We start from the raw sequence: 17,384 nt of genomic DNA on the forward strand, positions 1-17,384 counted from the left end.
CCGCGCGGGGCCCTCCGGAACCCGGAGCGGCAGCTCACGCGGTCTTGACAACGGTCGCAACCGGACACCGGTTCCCGCGAGAGGCATGATCTCCGTCACGTGAGCGGCGGAGTGTAGCACAGGGGTTTGCGAAGCTTGTGAAGGGGCGCACGAGGGGTCCCCTCGGGGCGGGTGGATACTCGATGCCATGAGCACCACGGAGCGTCCCAGGATCCTCGTAGTAGGCGGTGGGTACGTAGGCCTGTACGCAGCTCGGCGCATCCTGAAGAAGATGCGCTACGGCGAGGCGACCGTCACGGTCGTCGACCCCCGGTCGTACATGACCTACCAGCCCTTCCTCCCGGAAGCCGCCGCCGGCAGCATCTCCCCGCGTCACGTCGTCGTCCCGCTGCGGCGCGTGCTCCCCAAGGCGGCGGAGGTCCTCACCGGCCGGGTCACCAGCATCGACCAGGACCGCAAGGTCGCCACGATCGCCCCGCTGGTGGGCGAGTCGTACGAGCTGCCCTTCGACTACCTGGTCATCGCCATGGGTGCGGTCTCCCGCACCTTCCCGATCCCCGGCCTCGCCGAGCAGGGCATCGGCATGAAGGGCATCGAGGAGTCCATCGGCCTGCGCAACCATGTGCTGGAGCAGATGGACAAGGCCGACTCCACCACCGACGAGGAGATCCGCCGCAAGGCGCTCACCTTCGTCTTCATCGGCGGCGGTTTCGCCGGCGCCGAGACCATCGGCGAAGTCGAGGACATGGCCCGGGACGCGGCCAAGTACTACCGCAACGTCTCCCGCGACGACATGCGGTTCATCCTCGTCGACGCCGCCGACCGCATCCTCCCCGAGGTCGGCCCGAAGCTCGGCGCGTACGGCAAGGCCCACCTGGAGAGCCGTGGTGTGGAGGTCTACCTCTCCACCTCCATGGAGTCCTGCGTCGACGGCCACGTGGTGCTCAAGAACGGCCTCGAGGTCGACGCCAACACGATCGTCTGGACGGCCGGCGTCAAGCCGAACCCGGCCCTGGCCCGCTTCGGCCTGCCGCTCGGCCCGCGCGGTCACGTCGACTGCGAGCCCACCCTGCAGGTCAAGGGCACCGACTACATCTGGGCCGCCGGCGACAACGCCCAGGTCCCCGACCTGGTCGGCCGTGAGGCGGGCAACGAGAACGCCTGGTGCCCGCCCAACGCCCAGCACGCGCTGCGCCAGGCCAAGGTCCTCGGCGACAACGTGGTGTCCCGCATGCGCGGCTTCCCGCAGAAGGAGTACCGCCACGCCAACAAGGGCGCGGTCGCGGGTCTCGGCCTGCACAAGGGCGTCGCGATGATCGTCATGGGCAAGATGAAGATCAAGCTCAAGGGACGGCTCGCCTGGTACATGCACCGCGGCTACCACGGCCTGGCGATGCCGACCTGGAACCGCAAGATCCGCGTCTTCGCCGACTGGACGCTCGGCATGTTCCTCAAGCGCGAGGTCGTCTCCCTCGGCGCCATGGAGAACCCGCGCGAGGAGTTCTACCAGGCCGCCAACCCCGCTCCGGTCCCCGCCGCCGCGGGCAAGCCGGAGGAGAAGGCCAAGGCCTCCTGACCGACGGTCACGTCCGACCCCCCGAAGGGGCCGCCTGCCATCCGTGGTGCGGGCGGCCCCTTCGGCGTGTCCGGCACCGCCCCGGGCCCCGGCCGCATGCATGCTGCACCTGCTGTGCCCCGGTCGTAACTCCCTTGCGGGGGTGCGCGATGGTCGAACCGGTGTTTACGTGGGGGATGACATCCGGCGTTCTCCGTCACGGAGGTGTGCACCATGCCCGACGCCGCGCTGCGGCTTGCGACACTGCTCGAACAGCTGATGGGAAGCCCGCTCCCGGTGCGCCTCCGCGCCTGGGACGGCTCCGAGTCCGGGCCGCCCGCCACGCCGGTGCTGGTCGTGCGCAACCGGCGCGCCCTGCGCCGGCTGCTGTTCAAGCCCGGTGAACTCGGCCTGGCCCGCGCCTGGGTGTCCGGCGACCTGACCGTCGAGGGTGACCTGTACACCGCCCTGGACCTGCTCGCCGGACTGGTGTGGGAACGCGAGGACGACGCCCGCGGGATCGCGCGGCGCCTGCGCACCCCGAAGGCCCGTGCCGCCGTCCGGGACCTGGTGAAGCTGGCCGGGCTGCCCCTGCCGCCCAAACCGCCCGCCGAGGAGGTCCGCCGCCGCCCCTCCCACCTGCACACGCGCCGCACCGACCGGCGTGCCATCAGCCACCACTACGACGTCGGCAACGACTTCTACGAACTCGTCCTCGGCCCGTCGATGGTGTACTCCTGCGCCTACTGGCCGAGCGACGGCCCCGAGGCCACCCTGGAGCAGGCCCAGCGGGACAAGCTCGACCTCATCTGCCGCAAACTCGACCTGAAACCCGGTCAGCGACTGCTCGACGTGGGCTGCGGCTGGGGCTCCATGGCGATCCACGCCGCCCGCGAGTACGGCGCCCGGGTGGTCGGCGTGACCCTCTCCCAGGAGCAGGCCGCCTACGCCCGCAAACGGGTGGCCGACGAGGGCCTGACCGACCAGGTGGAGATCCGCGTCCAGGACTACCGGGACGTCACGGACGGCCCGTACGACGCCGTCTCCTCCATCGGCATGGCCGAACACGTCGGCGCCGCCCGCTACCTGGAGTACGCCCGCGACCTGTACGCCCTGCTGCGGCCCGGCGGACGGCTGCTCAACCACCAGATCGCCCGCCGCCCGCAGGCCGACGAGTCGGCGTACCGGGTGGACGCATTCATCGACGCCTACGTCTTCCCGGACGGCGAGCTGGCCCCGATCGGCACCACCGTCACCCAGCTGGAACGGGCCGGGTTCGAGGTGCGCGACGTGGAGTCGCTGCGCGAGCACTACGCCCTCACCCTGCGCCGCTGGGTCGCCAACCTGGAGGCGAACTGGGAGGAGGCGCAACGGCTCACCAGCCCCGGCCGCGCCCGGGTGTGGCGGCTGTACATGGCGGCCTCCGCGCTGTCCTTCGAACGCAACCGCATCGGCGTCAACCAGGTGCTCGCGGTGAAGACCCCCGGCTGCGGGGACGCGGGGATGCCGCTGCGCTCCCGCACCTGGGGCGCACCGGCCGCGTAGGTGTACGCGAGGGCCCCGTCCCGGTCACCGCGCTCCCCGCGGTCACCGGAACGGGGCCCTCGCCCGCCGGCCGGGCCGTCACTCGGAGGTGATGGCCTGCAGCATGTCCATCCGGGCCGCGCGCCGCGCCGGCCACAGTGCCGCCAGGACGCCGACCACGCCCGCCAGCAGCAGGAAGACCGCCATCCGGCCCCACGGCAGCACCAGCTCGTACGTCTCCAGCTGGTTCCCGACCAGCGCCCCGGCCGCCCAGCCGAAGAACATGCCGAGGACGATGCCGAGCACGCCGCCGAACAGCGAGATCACCAGGGACTCCAGGCGCACCATGCGCTTCACGCCCGCCCGGTCCACCCCGATCGCGCGGAGCATGCCGATCTCCCGGGCCCGCTCGACCACCGACATCGCCAGGGTGTTGACGACGCCGAGGACCGCCACGATCACCGCCATCGCCAGCAGGCCGTAGAGCATGTTCAGCACCAGCGTGACGCTGCGCGCGATGCCGTCGGAGATGTCCTGCCGGTCCTGGATCAGGATCGCCGGGTTGGACCCGGTCGCCTGCACCAGCCGCGCCTTGACGGCGTCCCCGGGGCCGTCGGCGGTCTTCACCAGGATCTGCATGTCCGCCGGATCGGACTGGTGCGGGGCCAGGGTGTCCTTGTCCACGAGGATGCCGCGCATCATCTCGTTGGGCCGGTAGACGCCGGCGACGGTCAGCTGCTGCTTGCGGCCGTCCTCGTAGGAGACGGTGAAGCGGGAACCGGCCGTCCAGTGGTGGTCCTCGGCGGTGTCGCGGTCGACGACCACCTTCGTGCCGTCGATCGTGAAGGTGCCGTCGGCCACCGGCAGGTCGGTCAGCTCGCCGAACGAGGCACCGTCGACGCCGGTCAGGAACTCCGTCTCGTCGTCGATGCGGGAGATCGCGTTGCGCATCGGGCTGACGGCGGTGACGCCCTCGGCGGACTCCAGCTTCCGCTCCACGTCCGGGGAGAGGAAGTTGCCGTTGGCCATGGACACCACGTAGTCGGCGCGGATCGCGGCGGCGGCCAGTTTCTCGACCGCGAGCTGCATGCTGTTCGCGACCACCGTCATGCCCGTGATCAGGGTGAGCCCGATCATCAGCGCCGAGGCGGTGGCCGCCGTGCGGCGCGGGTTGCGGACCGCGTTCTGCCGGGCCAGCTTGCCCGCCACCCCGAAGGCGCGCAGCACGGGCGCGGCGGCCGCGATCACCGGCCGGGACAGCAGCGGCGTCAGCACGAACACACCCGTGATCAGCAGCACGGCGCCCAGCCCCATGGGGGCCTGACCGGAGTCCCCGCTCATCGTGGTGGCCACCAGCACCAGCCCCGCACCGGCCGCCGCCAGCAGCGCACCCAGGGTGTTGCGCAGCACCAGCGACTTGGTGGTGGCCGTGGCGTGGATGCTGCTCATCGCCGCCACCGGCGGGATCTTCGCCGCCCGCCGGGCGGGCAGCCACGCCGCCAGCATGGTCACCAGGATGCCGACCGCGAGCGCGGCGGCCACCGTGCTGGGCGTCACCACCAGCGGTCCGTCGGGCAGCGTGGTGCCGAAGGATCCGAGCAGGGCACGCATCCCCGCCCCGATGCCGATGCCGGCGGCCAGCCCGACGAGGGCGGCGACCGCACCCACCACGAACGCCTCGATCAGCACCGACCGGGTCACCTGCCGGCGCGACGCCCCGATCGCCCGCAGCAGCGCCAGCTCCTTGGTGCGCTGGGCGACCAGCATGGTGAAGGTGTTGGCGATGATGAACGTGCCGACGAACAGCGCGATCCCGGCGAACACCAGCAGGCCGTTCTTCATACTGCTCATCGAGTCGGCGATGACCCGTGCCTGGTCCGAGGCCAGCTGGTCCGCGGTGGTGGTCTTGGTCAGTCCCTTCGGCAGCGCCGCGTCCAGCTGCTGCTTCAGCACGCTCTGAGCGGTGCCCGGCTTCGCCTTCACGTCGATCTCGTCGTACGTGCCCGGCTTGCCGAACAGCTGCTGGGCGGTGGCGGTGTCGAACAGGGCGAGGCTGCCGCCGGCGGTGACATTGCCGTCGTCGGTGGTGAACACGCCGCTGATCGTCGGGGTGAGGACCGGGCCGTCGACGGAGATGCGCACGGTGTCACCGACCCGGTAGCCGGCCCGCTGGGCGGTCCTGGAGTCGATGAGCACCTGGTCCTTGCCGTGCGGGGCGGTGCCGGCGACGAGCGGGTAGCGGGGATCGTCGTCCCCCCAGTAGTTGCCGCCCTCGGAGCGGAACCCGCCTCCGATCAGCTCCCCGTGCCGGTCGGCGATCGCGGTGAAGCCCTTGACGACACCGATGGCGGAGGCGGCCCCCGGCACATGGAGGGCGGTGTCCAGCGTGGCGTCGGTCAGCTCCGGCAGCTTGCCGACCCGGTCGCCCTCGCCCTCCTGGTACACGGGCCGGACGGCCACGTCGACGTGGTCGAAGCCTTTGGCCGAGCTGTTCTCCAGGGCGCCGGAGACGGTGTTGGTGAAGACCAGGGTCCCCGACACGAAGGCGACGCCGAGCATCACGGCGAGCACGGTCATGAGGAGCCGGGCCTTGTGCGCGAGCACGGTGCGCAAGGCGGTGCGGAACATGGGTGTGTCTCAGTCCATCGGGTACGAGGGGGCAGTGGGCGGAGGTCCGGGTGCGCGGGGTCAGCCGACGCGGCCCTCGGCGCCGGCCGAGGGGATGCGCGGGCCGCCGCCGGGAAGGCTGCGCATGCGGTCCAGCACCGCGTCCGGGGTCGGCCCGTACACCTCGTCCACGATCCGGCCGTCGGCGAGGAACACCACCCGGTCCGCGTACGACGCCGCCACCGGGTCGTGGGTGACCATCACCACCGTCTGGCCCAGTTCCCGCACCGAGTTGCGCAGGAAGCCCAGCACCTCGGCACCGGCCCGCGAGTCGAGGTTGCCGGTGGGCTCGTCACCGAAGACGATCTCCGGCTTCGAGGCCAGCGCCCGGGCGACCGCCACGCGCTGCTGCTGACCGCCGGACAGCTGCGAGGGCCGGTGCCCCAGCCGCCCGGACAGACCGACCATCTCGATCACCGACTCCAGCCACTGCCGGTCGGGCTTCCGCCCCGCGATGTCCATGGGCAGGGTGATGTTCTCCAGGGCCGTCAGCGTGGGCAGCAGATTGAACGCCTGGAAGATGAAACCGATCTTGTCCCGCCGCAGCCGGGTGAGCTGCTTGTCCTTCAGCGACCCCAGCTCGGTGTCGCCGATGCGCACCGAGCCGGAGGTGAAGGAGTCCAGCCCGGCCACGCAGTGCATCAGCGTGGACTTGCCGGACCCGGACGGCCCCATGATCGCGGTGAACTGCCCCTGGGCGAAGTCCACCGAGACCCGGTCCAGGGCGACCACCTGGGTCTCGCCCTGTCCGTAGATCTTCGACAGCTCCGTGGCACGTGCGGCCACGGCGGTGGTCCGCCCGGCGAAGGAAGAGGTGGTCACGGGTGGGATCTCCTGAGAGAACGACGACGGTGCTCGAACGTGGGATGTGCTCCCATCGTCGCCGCCGCCCGGCCCCGCACCGTCAGACGCTGTTCCCGTTTCCAGGGCCGACTCGGGTCTGACCGAGGCCCGCCGTGTCATACCTGGGGATGATCCCCGCACCGGAGAACGCCCCGCGCCGCCCGGCCGTCAGGCCCAGGCCGGCAGGGGATCGCGGGTGTCCGACGGCCTCGGGTCCGCCGCCGGAACCTGCCCGGTGCACGGCCGCCGGTGCCGGTCGTGTCCGGACGGTGAAATTCCGTCATTTCGCGTGCACGCCCCCTTGCCGCACGCAACGCTACTGACAGGTGCGTCCGATGGTCGCTCTCCGGCCTGATGCACCCTCAGATGTCAATAAAATAAGACAACATCGGTCCGTCCGTCCGCTGTTCAGGGGACACCTCCCGATAGGCTCGGAACCTGTGCGGAGCCCACGGCCTGCCCGGATGGTGGAATGCAGACACGGCGAGCTTAAACCTCGCTGCCCCTTGCGGGCGTACCGGTTCGAGTCCGGTTCCGGGCACTTCTTCTCGCCTCCGCATGACCTGCGAGAACGGCCCTCCGGGGCCGTTTTCCTTGTCCGCAGCGGGCAGGCGGCGGGAGCACGCCGGACGGACACGGCACACGGGATGCCGGACGGCGTCCGGCCGCGGGCGCGGAGTCGGGTGAGGGCACCTTCGGTCCCCGGCGCACGATCCGGCCGAGGCCCGGGCGTCACGGCATGGCCACGGTGCCCCTCCGGCCGTCCCGGTCGGGGCGCGGCAGCCGCACCAGGCCGCGACGGCCGAGCCCAGGATCCCTCGCCGTGCGACCGGAGGTCAGCCGCGAAGAGCGTGTTCCAGGGCGTGACGCAAGGTGGCCGCACTGTTGCGGCGCAGCAGTTCCCTGACGTGGGCCCGCGCGTCCCGCAGCGTGGCGTGAGTCCCCAGCTCGGCTCCGATGCACGCGGGGTCGAGCACCACCGTGTGCCGGGCGGTGGCTGCGGTGCCATCCGGAGTGCGGGCGAACGTCCACAGACCGGCGTGCCCGGCGAGCAGCCGGGGGGTGCGCTGCTGTTTGTAGGCGATCCATTCCGGTGCCCGGCAGATGCGGACGGAGCGGGTGGTGTGCGCGGAGCCGTCCGCCGTCACCGTGTCCATCTCCAGGTGCTGGACTCCCTCGGCCGGCTCGTCCAGACGGACCCGGGCCACATGGGGAAGCAGCTCGGGCCAGCGGTCGGCACGCTCGATGAAGGCATAGGCCTCCTCGGGCGCGCAGGGCGACGTGACGGTATCGGTGAAGGAGAACACCAGTTCATCGGCGGGGTGGCCGGTCCGGGTGAGGGCGGCCAGCGCGCCCAGTTCCCGTTCGCTGTTGCGGTCCAATGCCTCCTGGAGCGCGTCGACCGCTGCGGGGTCGTCGTCCTGGACCGTGAAGCGGTGCCGCAGGACGACCTCGGAGTGTCCGTTCGGCAGGGGACGCACCAACCAGCCGCCGGACATGGACGTCACCGGCGGTCGGCTGTGCTCCTGACGGAAGTACACGTAGCGGCGCTGCGGGTCCAGGATCCGCGAGGAACGCCAATGGGCCACCTCCTCGCCGACCATGGCCCAGATCTCGAAGCGTTCGTTTCGTGCCGAGCGGCTGAGGTGGTGGACGTGGACTGTGGGGGCGAAGACGGCGGGCCACCTGTCTGCGTCCGCGACCAGGGCGTACAGCGTGTCCGCCGGCGCAGCGACGGTCAGGGTGTGCTCGGTGCGGTGGACGACGGGAGGGGCGGCGGCGCGAGGCATCATCGACTCTCTTTCCGGGAGGGGCGGATTGCATCGGTGGTGCGGCGACGACGTCGTCGGGCGGCCGCGGGCGCGGCGCCGTTGCGGTCGGGGAGCGGATCAGCCGACCGCCAGGGCCTCGTTGACCAGCGCCAGCAGGATGCGCGGTGTGAGGCCGTCGGTCACCTGCTCGTCGGACAGGGTGACCCCGTAGTCCCGCTCGATGCGGGCAGCGGTCTCCATCAGAGCCAGAGAGTCGTACCCGAGGTCCTCGAAGGGGGTGTCGAGGATGTCGCCGGAGAGATCGCTTCCCTCGTCGGCGCCGGCGCAGGCGATGAGCAGGGTGCGCAGATCGTCGAGAGTCATCCGGGCCATACCAGGTCTCCTTGTCGTCAGGGCCGGGGAAGGGTGATCACGAGGGCAGAGTTGAAGCCGTGGCGTCCACGCGCCAGGACGAGAGCCGTGCTGAGGGCGGCCTCCCGGGGTTCACCGGTGACCAGGTCGAGGGCGTACTCCTCGGGCACGTTCACCGTGCGGCCGGTGGCGGGGACGACCTGGTCGCGCAGGGCCAGGACCGCGGCCGCGAGATCGGCGGGACCACCGCCCGCGCACAGTCGGCCGGTCAGCGCCTTCGGCGCGGTCACAGGCACACCGCGGGGCCCGAAGAGTGCGGTGAGGGCTGCCGCCTCGGCCCTGTCCAGGCGGGGTACGCCTGCGCCGTCGGCGAACACCACCGAGACGTCGTCGGGCGCCAGACCGGCGTCGGCCAGGGCGAGTTCGGCAGCGCGGGCCAGACCCGGCGGCCGTCCCGTTCCGGGCGCCGGATCGAAGGTGGCCGCATATCCGGCCACCTCCCCCCAGATCCGCTCCGCGCCGCGGCGCAGAGCGGCGTCCAGGTCCTCCAGGACGAACATCGCCCCGCCCTCCCCGGGCACATATCCCGATGCGTCGTCGTCGAACGGCAGGTACGCGCGCTCCGGATCGTCCACCGTGCTGACCAGGCCGCCGGCCAGCTGTGACGACCATCCCCAGGGGTCGAACGCCGAGTCGATGCCTCCGGTCAGCATCAAAGGGGTCCCGCGGCGCACGGTCCTGCGGGCATGGCCGATCGCGTCCAGGCCGCCCGCCTGCTCCGCCACCAGGGCGGCACTCGGCCCGCGCAGCGTGTGCCGGATGGACAGCTGGCCGGTGTTCACGGCGTAGAACCAGGCGAAGGACTCGTAGACACTGACGTACTCAGGCCCCTGGTGCCACAGCTTGCGGAACTCGCGGTGCGTGAAATCGAAACCGCCCTGCGCGGTCGAGGTGACGACGCCCATGGCGTAGTCGGGTGCCGCCTCGGGCCCGGACGCCACACCGGCGTCGGACAGGGCGTGGTGCCCCGCGACGAGCGCGTAGCGAGTGGAGATGTCCGTCTGGGGAAGCAACCTGGCGGGCACGAGGCCTGCGGTGTCGAAGTCGTCGTCGATCTGGCCGGCCAGGCGGCACGGGTAGCGTGAGGCGTCGAACCGGGTGAGCTCCCGGATGCTCGACACTCCGGACAGCAGCGACTGCCAGTAGGCCTCCGTACCGGTGCCGCCGGGGGCGATCACACCCACACCGGTGATCGCGACACGGGGTGCGGTGCTCCGCGCGCTCACCGGACCACCTCCGGGCGGTGCAGGACCATCGCGCTCTGGAAGCCTCCGAAGCCGCTGCCCACGGTCAGCACCGTGTCGATGCGCTGCTCCCGTGCGGACAGTGGCACGTAGTCCAGGTCGCACTCGGGGTCGGGGTCGTGCAGGTTGGCGGTCGGCGGTACGACTCCGTGCTCCATCGCGAGGAGCGAGGCAGCGATCTCGACGGATCCGATCGCGCCGAGGGAGTGCCCCACCATCGACTTGATCGAGCTGACGGGGACGCGGTAGGCGTGGTCCCCGAGGCTCCGTTTGAACGCGGCGGTCTCGTGGCGGTCGTTCTGCTTGGTGCCCGACCCATGGGCGTTGACGTAGTCCACGGCGGTGCGGTCCAGGCGCGCCTCGTCCAGTGCGGCACGGATGGCCTCCGCCATCTCCCGACCGTCCCGTTTCAGGCCCGTCATGTGGTAGGCGTTGCAGCGCGTCGCGTAGCCGCCGACCTCGGCGTAGACGTGCGCGCCGCGACGCCGTGCGGCGTGAAGGTCCTCCAGGACGAACATGGCGGCGCCCTCGGCGAGAACGAAACCGTTGCGGCTGCGGTCGAAGGGCCGGGAGGCGTGCGCGGGGTCGTCGTTGCGTGGCGTCGTCGCCTTGATCGCGTCGAAGCAGGCCACGACGATCGGCGATATGGGGGTGTCGGTCGCGCCGGCCACCACGACGTCGGCGGTTCCCTCCCGGATGAGCTGCACGGCGTAGCCGACGGAGTCGAGTCCGGAGGTGCAGCCGTCGGAGACCATGGTGACCGGTCCTTCTGCGCCGACCGTCCAGGCCACTTCGGCGACCATCACGCCCGGGCTGAGGTAGTCGAACATGTAGGGCGACAGATGGGCGGGGTCCACCAGCCACTCCCGCCCGGAGTCCGACATCACCAGGTACTCGTTCTCCAGGCTGGTCGCGGAGGCCACAGCGGTGCCGAGCACCACGGACACCCGGCAGGGGTCGAGGTCCGCGGTCTCCAGCCCGCTGTCGGCCAGTGCGTCCCGAGTGCAGGCGACGGCGAACTGAGTGGCCCGGTCCATGCGCCGGATCTCCCGCGGCGAGAAACCCTCCTTCTGCGCGTCGAAGTCGACCTCGCCCGCGACGCGGGAACGGAACGCGGAGGCATCGAAGAGACTGATCGGCCGGGTGGCCGTACGGCCCGAGGCGAGCAGGTCCCAGAACTCCTTCGTGCTGGACCCGCCGGGGGCGCGGACACCCATACCGGTGATGACCACTCGCCGCGTCATCCTCGTCCTCCTGTGCTGATGGGCATCGCTGGGGCTCCTTTCGCCCACCGGACCTGTGAACACCGGCACCCTGACCCGTGCGCCTCGAATGCCGCTCGTGCCCAGGTGGGGCCGGGACCGTTCCACCCGGGCTCCAGCGCCTCTCCAGAGGCCCTGGTCACAGTGGCTCCGGGCCGCGGGACCGGCTGCGGCCCGCCCCACGGAAGGAGCGAGCATGACGACGGCGACGGCGTCCCCGCCGGTGGCCCTGGTGACCGGTGCGACGAGCGGTATCGGCCTGGCCATCACCCGGCGGCTGGCCGGCCGAGGGGCCCGGGTGTTCCTCTGCGCCCGGGACGACAAGCGCGTGGCCCGGACGGTCGAGGAACTGCGCTTCGAGGACCACGAGGCCGACGGCGTGGTCTGTGACGTCACCGATCCGGCAGCCGTCCGCGCGTTGGTGGCGTCGGTCACAGACCGCTACGGCTCGATCGACATCCTGGTGAACAACGCCGGCCGCAGCGGCGGAGGCGCCACCGCCGAGCTGCCCGACGAACTCTGGTACGACGTCATCAACACCAATCTGAACAGCGTCTTCCTGGTGACCAAGGAGGTGCTCGGGCCCGGCGGCATGCTGGCCAGGAAGCGAGGACGGATCATCAACATCGCCTCCACAGGCGGCAAGCAGGGCGTCGTGCACGCGGCGCCGTACTCGGCCTCCAAACACGGCGTGGTGGGCCTGACCAAGGCGCTGGGCCTCGAACTGGCCCGTACCGGTATCACGGTGAACGCGGTCTGCCCCGGTTTCGTGGAGACACCGATGGCGGAGCGAGTGCGGAAGCACTACGCCGGCATCTGGGGCGTGTCCGAGGACGAGGCCTACGAGCGCATCACCGAGCGGGTGCCGCTCGGTCGGTACGTGGAGCCCGACGAGGTGGCCGCGATGGTGGAGTACCTGGTGAGCGACGCCGCCGCCGCGGTGACCGCTCAGGCTCTGAACGTCTGCGGCGGATTGGGCAACTACTGATGGCCGCCGACGCACCCGTCGCCCTGGTCACCGGTTCCTCCTCGGGCATCGGGCGGGCGCTCGCCGAGCGGCTGGCCACCGAGGGATACCGCGTCGTGGTCAACTCGGCGCGCTCGACCGCCGCCGGCAAGGAGACCGCGGCCGCCCTTCCGGACGGGCTCTACGTCCAGGCGGACGTCTCCGTGCCCGACGAGGCGCAGCGGCTGGTGGACACGGCGGTCGGACACTACGGCCGGCTGGACGTCCTGGTGAACAACGCCGGCCGCACACGGAAAATCCCGCACGCCGATCTGGCCGCCGCGACACCGCAGGTATGGCGGGAGATCTTCGACCTCAACGTCTTCGGCACCTGGCAGACCACCGTGGCCGCCATGCCGCACCTCAGCGCCGGCGGTTCCGGCGTGGTCGTGAACGTCTCGTCCGTGGCCGGCAGCCGGCCGGCCGGGAGCTCCATCCCGTACGCGGTGAGCAAAGCCGCGCTGGAACACATGACCCGGCTGCTGGCCCACGCGGTCGGCCCGGCCGTGCGGGTCAACGCGGTCGCCCCCGGACTCGTCGAGACCCCCTGGACGCAGGCCGACGAGTTCTTCGCCCCCATCGCCGAACACGTGCGGCGATCCACGCCGCTGCGTCGTACGGGCCGGCCCGAGGACGTGGCCGATGCCGTCCTGGGACTCGTGCGTTCCACCTACACCACCGGGCAGGTCCTGCTGGTCGACGGCGGCGCCCACCTCATGTGAACCGATCCGTGCCCGAGGAGGGACATGCAGCTCGCCGTCAACCTCGTCCCGTGGGAAGCCGGACAACTGGCGCGCGCGGCCGAGCAGGCCGGATACGCCGCCGTGCTGGCCCCGGAGGGACTCCGCTCGGAGGCAGCCGCCGTCCTCGGTCTGGTCGCCGGCATGACCGAACGCGTCGAGCTGATCTCCGGGGTCATGCAGATTCCCGGCCGGCCTCCCGGTATGGCGGCGTTGACGGCGGCCACCCTGAACGCCGTCAGCGGCGGACGCTTCCGGCTCGGCCTGGGCGTGTCCAACCCGGACGTGTCCCTCGGCTGGTACGGCGTGCCGTTCGACCGCCCGCTCGGCCGCATCCGGGAGTACGTGGACATCGTGCGCCAGGCCCTGTCCGGCGCACCGGTGATGTACCAGGGCGAACACTTCGAGGTCGGCACGTCCGGCCCGCTGCGCCTGCTCACCGAACCGTCCGGTGGTCGCGTGCCGGTGCTGCTGGCGGCCGTCGGGCCGCGCAGCCTGCGGCTGGCCGGCGAGATCGCGGACGGATGGCTGGGCGTCTTCACCTCCCCGGAGGCCGTCACCGAGGCCGTCGGGCACATCCGGAAGGGACGCGGCAGCCGCGGACTGGACGGTTTCGAGGTGTTGCCCAGCCTGCCCACCGCCGTGGCGGACACCGTGCAGGAGGCCGCCGATCTGGTGCGCGGCCATTACGTCCACCTGATGGGCATCGGGGATCCCGCCCGCAACGTCTACTGCGCCCTGGCCAGATCCATGGGGTACGAGGCCGAGGTGGACCGCTTCGCGGAACGCATCGAGGCAGGTGACAGGCGTGGTGCCGGGGCCGTCCTCCCGCTCGGACTGTTGGACCGTACGGCGCTGCTCGGCCCGGTCGGCCGGATCGCCGACCGCATGCGCGCCTACGCGGAGGCCGGGGTGACCCGCCTGGGGATCATGGTCTCCGCAGCGGCCACCGGTCCGGAGGGCCGGCTGGCCATCGTCCGTGCCGCGGCCCACGCTCTGGAGAGCTCGGGCGCCGCGGACTGAGTCCGGGGTACGGCCCGTCCGGTGCGCGCGGCCGCCACCCCCTCGACAAGCCCCGCCCTTCCTTCTCCGCCCGGTTTCGGAGCCTTGCAGGACGACCCCGCCGCACAGCGATGCCCGAGACCGTTCCCACCAGGAGACCGTCGATATGACCGCTTCCCTCACCTGTCTGTTCCACGACGACTTCGCCCAGGGCCTGCGCACCCGGGACCCGCGGCAGCGGCCCGACGCGCCCTGGAGCCTGCGCCCCACCCCGTCACTGCCGGACGGCGACGGCACGGTCCGCACCACCGACGGTGCGCTGATCGTGGAGTCGTCGGACCGTGATCCCGTCGACGGCGACCCGATGTTCATGCTGCCGCCCGTCGGCGAACCGGTGCACCACGTGCGTTGGGCGGCCTTCACCCAGCCCTTCGACCCCGACGGCGGTGTGCTCGTCACCGAGGCGACCCTGTCCGCCGAGGTCTTCCGGCCCCACCGGCACCCTCGCGCGGCGCAGGCCGGCGACGGTGGTCCCGGCCCTCACCCCCTGTGCGGTTCCGCGGCCCTGGTGGTCATCGCCCGGGACGCCGGGCTCGCTCTGAACATTGCGCTCACCAACGAGCAGGTGTGGGCCATGTACGGGGTGATACCCGTCGGCGACGGGCGCGCGGAGTTCCTGTACGCGGTACCGCTCGCGTCCCGCACCCCCCACGACGTCCACCGCTGCGCGCTGTCCGTGGACGCCGCCGGCACCGCCCGCTGGCTGCTGGACGGCTCCGAGGTCTTCACCGTCGAGGAACTGGGACAGCCACTGGACGACCGGTACCGGCCCGAGCTGTGGACCCCCGGGCCTGCCACCACGGCACGGCCCGCGGCACTCGCTGCCGGCCTGGTGCTGATCGCTGAACCACCCTGCGGGCAGGGCGTCCGGCTGATCGCCCACGACGTGACCGTCACGCGAGGCACCCCGTGCTGATCCGGGACACCGCCGATTTCGAGCGCTGGTTCGCCGAGCGGTGCGCGGCCCACTCCTTCCGGGTCGAGCAGGTGCCACTTGACGAACTCGACGGCTGGCGCACCGATCCCGAGACGGGCAACCTGCACCACCGCACCGGCCGCTTCTTCTCCGTCGAAGGACTGCGCATCACGGCCACGGGGCCCGTCGCGCGCAGCTGGGCACAACCCGTCATCCGGCAGACGGAGCACGGTGTGCTCGGCATTCTCCTGCAGCGCCACGAGGGCGTACCGCACGTGCTCCTCCAGGCCAAGACGGAGCCGGGGAACATCAACGCCGTACAGCTCTCGCCCACGGTCCAGGCGACGGTCAGCAACTACACCAGGGTTCATCGCGGTTCGGCCGTGCGCTACCTGGAGCACTTCCTGCGTCCGCGGCCGGGAACCGTGCGGTACGACGCGCTGCAGAGCGAACAGGGGTCGTGGTTCCTCGCCAAACGCAACCGCAACATGATCGTCGAGCTCCCGCCGGAGCAAGCGGTCGACGTGCACGACGACTACTGCTGGGTCCCGCTGCCCGTGCTGCCGGACCTGTTGCGGGTGCCGCACCTGGTGAACATGGACACCCGGACCGTCCTGGCCGGCCTGCCGCGGCCGGGTCCGCCTCCCCGGAAAGGCGCGCCCGGCAAGCCCCTGCACACCTGGACGGACCTGCAGCACCACCTCACTCGGAGCAAGCTGCGACACCGCGTCGAGCGGTGTGTCGTCCCGCTGCGGGAGGCCGACGGCTGGCACCGGGAGGACGGGGAGATCCGCAGGGACGACGGACGCTTCTTCCGCATCATCGGCGTCGAGGTGAGCGCCTCCTCCCGGGAGGTCACCTCCTGGGCGCAGCCCATGCTCGCCCCCGCCTCTCAGGGCGTGGTGGCGTTCCTCAGCAAGGAGATCGGTGGTGTGCGCCACCTGCTGGTCCAGGTCCGCTACGAGGCCGGCACGGCCGACGTCTGCGAACTGGCGCCCACGGTGCAGTGCGCGCCCGGCAACCTGCCCGTCTCCGGACCGCGGCCGCCTTTCCTGGACACGGTGCTGCAGGCGCCGACCGAGCGGGTGCTGTTCGACACGGTCCACTCCGAGGAGGGCGGCCGGTTCCACCACGCGGCCAACCGGTATGTGGTGGTGGAAGCCGCCGGCTTGCCGCTCGACGTGCCGGAGACACACATGTGGGTCAGTGTGGACCAGCTCACCCGTGCCGCACAGCTGGGCGGCATGGTCAACGTGGAGGCCCGTTGCCTGCTCACCTGCGTCCACACGCTCCCCGGACACGGTCAGGAGGCCATGACATGAGCGACGTCGCACGGGCCGAGACCGGCCGGACGGACGGCACCCGGCCGGTGCGTGTGGGGGTCGTCGGCTGCGCGGACATCGCCGTGCGCCGCATGCTGCCTGCCCTGGCCGCGTGCCCGGACACCGAGCCGACGGCGGTGGCCAGCCGGGACGCGTCCCGTGCACGGACGACGGCACGGCCCTACGGATGTGCCGCGGTGACGGGTTACCACGCCCTGCTGGAGCGCGACGACATCGACGCCGTGTACGTTCCGCTGCCGCTGTCTCTGCACGCCGAGTGGGCCCGGCGGGCGCTGCTCGCCGGCAAACACGTCCTGGTGGAGAAGCCGCTGACGAGCCGGTACGACCGCACCGAGCGGCTGCTGGCCCTCGCCGGGGAACGGTCCCTGGTGCTGGCCGAGAACATCATGTTCCCCCACCACCCGGCGTACACGGCGGTCGAAGAGCTGCTGGCCGACGGGGTGATCGGTGCACCGCGTGCACTCACCGCGGTCTTCACCGTCCCGCCGCGGCCCGTCGGTGACATCCGCTACCGCGCCGACCTGGAGGGCGGCGCGCTGTTCGACATGGGTGTCTACCCGCTGCGCCTGGCCATGGAGCTTCTCGGCCCCGACCTCCACGTCAGCAGCGCCGTGCTGCGACACGACCGGTCGTCGGGCGTCGATGTGGGGGGAGCGGCGCTGATGGTGCGGGCGAGCGACGGCGTGGCCGCGCAGGTCACGTTCGGCATGGAGCACGAGTACACCGCCCGCTGGGAGCTGCTCGGAAGCCGGGGACGGCTGAGCCTGGACCGAGCATACTCACCCCCGCCCGGCCATCGTCCGCTGCTCCGGCTGGAGCGTGCGGGCGAGGTGGAAGAACGGATCCTGCCTGCCCACGACCAGGCCGTGGCCGCCCTCGCGGCGTTCGCACGGGCGGTGCGGAGCCCGCAGTCCGGCGAGCAGGACCGCGCCGCACGGTCACTGCGCCAGGCCCTGCTGATCGACGCCGTCCGCGAGGCGGCCGAGGTGGTGCACGTCTGACGCGGCCCGAGGCCGGTCACGTGCCGGGCCCACCGTCC

14 protein-coding genes and 1 tRNA gene are annotated in these 17,384 nt (G+C 71.6%); 9 read left to right on the forward strand and 6 right to left on the reverse strand.

Annotated elements, in window-relative coordinates:
* Nucleotides 1-187: 187 nt before the first annotated feature.
* Both OG899_RS16100 and OG899_RS16105 read left to right on the forward strand, forming a co-directional pair.
* Nucleotides 188-1,576, forward strand: coding sequence for an NAD(P)/FAD-dependent oxidoreductase (locus OG899_RS16100; RefSeq protein WP_125496872.1), 1,389 nt, complete (start codon nt 188-190; stop codon nt 1,574-1,576).
* Nucleotides 1,577-1,789: 213 nt separating this feature from the next.
* Nucleotides 1,790-3,100, forward strand: a complete 1,311-nt coding sequence (locus tag OG899_RS16105; RefSeq protein WP_168132043.1) for a cyclopropane-fatty-acyl-phospholipid synthase family protein — start codon at nt 1,790-1,792, stop codon at nt 3,098-3,100.
* A 78-nt stretch (nt 3,101-3,178) separates the two neighbouring features.
* Here OG899_RS16105 and OG899_RS16110 read toward each other — a convergent pair whose 3' ends face one another.
* Together OG899_RS16110 and OG899_RS16115 are read right to left on the reverse strand one after the other, a co-directional pair.
* Entirely contained in the window at nt 3,179-5,707 is a 2,529-nt protein-coding gene (locus tag OG899_RS16110) for an ABC transporter permease (protein ID WP_189428367.1), read from the reverse strand.
* Nucleotides 5,708-5,767: 60 nt separating this feature from the next.
* Entirely contained in the window at nt 5,768-6,568 is an 801-nt protein-coding gene (locus tag OG899_RS16115; protein ID WP_125496875.1) for an ABC transporter ATP-binding protein, read from the reverse strand.
* 479 nt (nt 6,569-7,047) lie between these two features.
* Between OG899_RS16115 and OG899_RS16120 the strand changes: the two genes are divergently transcribed.
* Nucleotides 7,048-7,130 (forward strand) — tRNA-Leu (locus OG899_RS16120).
* 295 nt (nt 7,131-7,425) lie between these two features.
* Here the strand turns inward: OG899_RS16120 and OG899_RS16125 are convergent.
* From OG899_RS16125 to OG899_RS16140, 4 genes are all read right to left on the reverse strand, one after another.
* The gene (locus OG899_RS16125; protein ID WP_229814553.1) at nt 7,426-8,382 is read right to left on the reverse strand and encodes an aromatase/cyclase; all 957 of its coding nucleotides are present in this window, start codon (nt 8,380-8,382) and stop codon (nt 7,426-7,428) included.
* Between the two features lie 96 nt (nt 8,383-8,478).
* Complete coding sequence (locus OG899_RS16130) at nt 8,479-8,733, reverse strand: acyl carrier protein (protein WP_168132041.1); 255 nt, start codon at nt 8,731-8,733, stop codon at nt 8,479-8,481.
* A gap of 17 nt (nt 8,734-8,750) precedes the next feature.
* Nucleotides 8,751-9,998 (reverse strand): ketosynthase chain-length factor, encoded by a 1,248-nt coding sequence (locus OG899_RS16135; protein WP_168132040.1) that lies wholly within the window; start codon nt 9,996-9,998, stop codon nt 8,751-8,753.
* Complete coding sequence (locus OG899_RS16140; protein WP_168132039.1) at nt 9,995-11,260, reverse strand: beta-ketoacyl synthase; 1,266 nt, start codon at nt 11,258-11,260, stop codon at nt 9,995-9,997. The genes OG899_RS16135 and OG899_RS16140 overlap by 4 nt, the downstream gene beginning before the upstream one ends.
* A 214-nt stretch (nt 11,261-11,474) precedes the next feature.
* On the opposite strand from OG899_RS16140, the gene fabG reads away from it, so the two are divergent.
* The 6 genes from fabG to OG899_RS16170 all read left to right on the forward strand — a co-directional run bounded on the left by fabG (nt 11,475) and on the right by OG899_RS16170 (nt 17,346).
* Nucleotides 11,475-12,266, forward strand: coding sequence for a 3-oxoacyl-ACP reductase FabG (fabG, locus tag OG899_RS16145; RefSeq protein ID WP_168132038.1), 792 nt, complete (start codon nt 11,475-11,477; stop codon nt 12,264-12,266).
* Nucleotides 12,266-13,006, forward strand: a complete 741-nt coding sequence (locus OG899_RS16150) for an SDR family NAD(P)-dependent oxidoreductase (protein ID WP_168132037.1) — start codon at nt 12,266-12,268, stop codon at nt 13,004-13,006. Before fabG ends, OG899_RS16150 begins: the two co-directional genes overlap by 1 nt.
* Nucleotides 13,007-13,030: 24 nt before the next feature.
* Entirely contained in the window at nt 13,031-14,047 is a 1,017-nt protein-coding gene (locus OG899_RS16155; protein WP_168132036.1) for an LLM class flavin-dependent oxidoreductase, read from the forward strand.
* Between the two features lie 145 nt (nt 14,048-14,192).
* Nucleotides 14,193-15,002 (forward strand): DUF6081 family protein, encoded by an 810-nt coding sequence (locus OG899_RS16160; protein ID WP_168132035.1) that lies wholly within the window; start codon nt 14,193-14,195, stop codon nt 15,000-15,002.
* Nucleotides 14,996-16,324: an NDP-hexose 2,3-dehydratase family protein gene (locus OG899_RS16165; RefSeq protein WP_229814552.1), complete on the forward strand. Its 1,329-nt coding sequence runs from the start codon at nt 14,996-14,998 to the stop codon at nt 16,322-16,324. Before OG899_RS16160 ends, OG899_RS16165 begins: the two co-directional genes overlap by 7 nt.
* Nucleotides 16,321-17,346: a Gfo/Idh/MocA family protein gene (locus tag OG899_RS16170; protein WP_168132034.1), complete on the forward strand. Its 1,026-nt coding sequence runs from the start codon at nt 16,321-16,323 to the stop codon at nt 17,344-17,346. Before OG899_RS16165 ends, OG899_RS16170 begins: the two co-directional genes overlap by 4 nt.
* Nucleotides 17,347-17,384 lie beyond the last annotated feature (38 nt).

The organism is Streptomyces thermoviolaceus (assembly GCF_045209695.1).
Classification (GTDB): domain Bacteria; phylum Actinomycetota; class Actinomycetes; order Streptomycetales; family Streptomycetaceae; genus Streptomyces; species Streptomyces thermoviolaceus.

Bases quoted from the DNA above. Each gene is read 5' to 3' on its own strand.
- OG899_RS16155 (WP_168132036.1), top strand. From the start codon at position 13,031: ATGCAGCTCGCCGTCAACCTCGTCCCGTGGGAAGCCGGACAACTGGCG.
- OG899_RS16160 (WP_168132035.1), top strand. From the start codon at position 14,193: ATGACCGCTTCCCTCACCTGTCTGTTCCACGACGACTTCGCCCAGGGC.
- OG899_RS16140 (WP_168132039.1), bottom strand. From the start codon at position 11,260: ATGACGCGGCGAGTGGTCATCACCGGTATGGGTGTCCGCGCCCCCGGC.
- OG899_RS16125 (WP_229814553.1), bottom strand. From the start codon at position 8,382: ATGATGCCTCGCGCCGCCGCCCCTCCCGTCGTCCACCGCACCGAGCAC.
- OG899_RS16100 (WP_125496872.1), top strand. From the start codon at position 188: ATGAGCACCACGGAGCGTCCCAGGATCCTCGTAGTAGGCGGTGGGTAC.
- fabG (WP_168132038.1), top strand. From the start codon at position 11,475: ATGACGACGGCGACGGCGTCCCCGCCGGTGGCCCTGGTGACCGGTGCG.
- OG899_RS16130 (WP_168132041.1), bottom strand. From the start codon at position 8,733: ATGGCCCGGATGACTCTCGACGATCTGCGCACCCTGCTCATCGCCTGC.
- OG899_RS16170 (WP_168132034.1), top strand. From the start codon at position 16,321: ATGAGCGACGTCGCACGGGCCGAGACCGGCCGGACGGACGGCACCCGG.
- OG899_RS16105 (WP_168132043.1), top strand. From the start codon at position 1,790: ATGCCCGACGCCGCGCTGCGGCTTGCGACACTGCTCGAACAGCTGATG.
- OG899_RS16150 (WP_168132037.1), top strand. From the start codon at position 12,266: ATGGCCGCCGACGCACCCGTCGCCCTGGTCACCGGTTCCTCCTCGGGC.
- OG899_RS16110 (WP_189428367.1), bottom strand. From the start codon at position 5,707: ATGTTCCGCACCGCCTTGCGCACCGTGCTCGCGCACAAGGCCCGGCTC.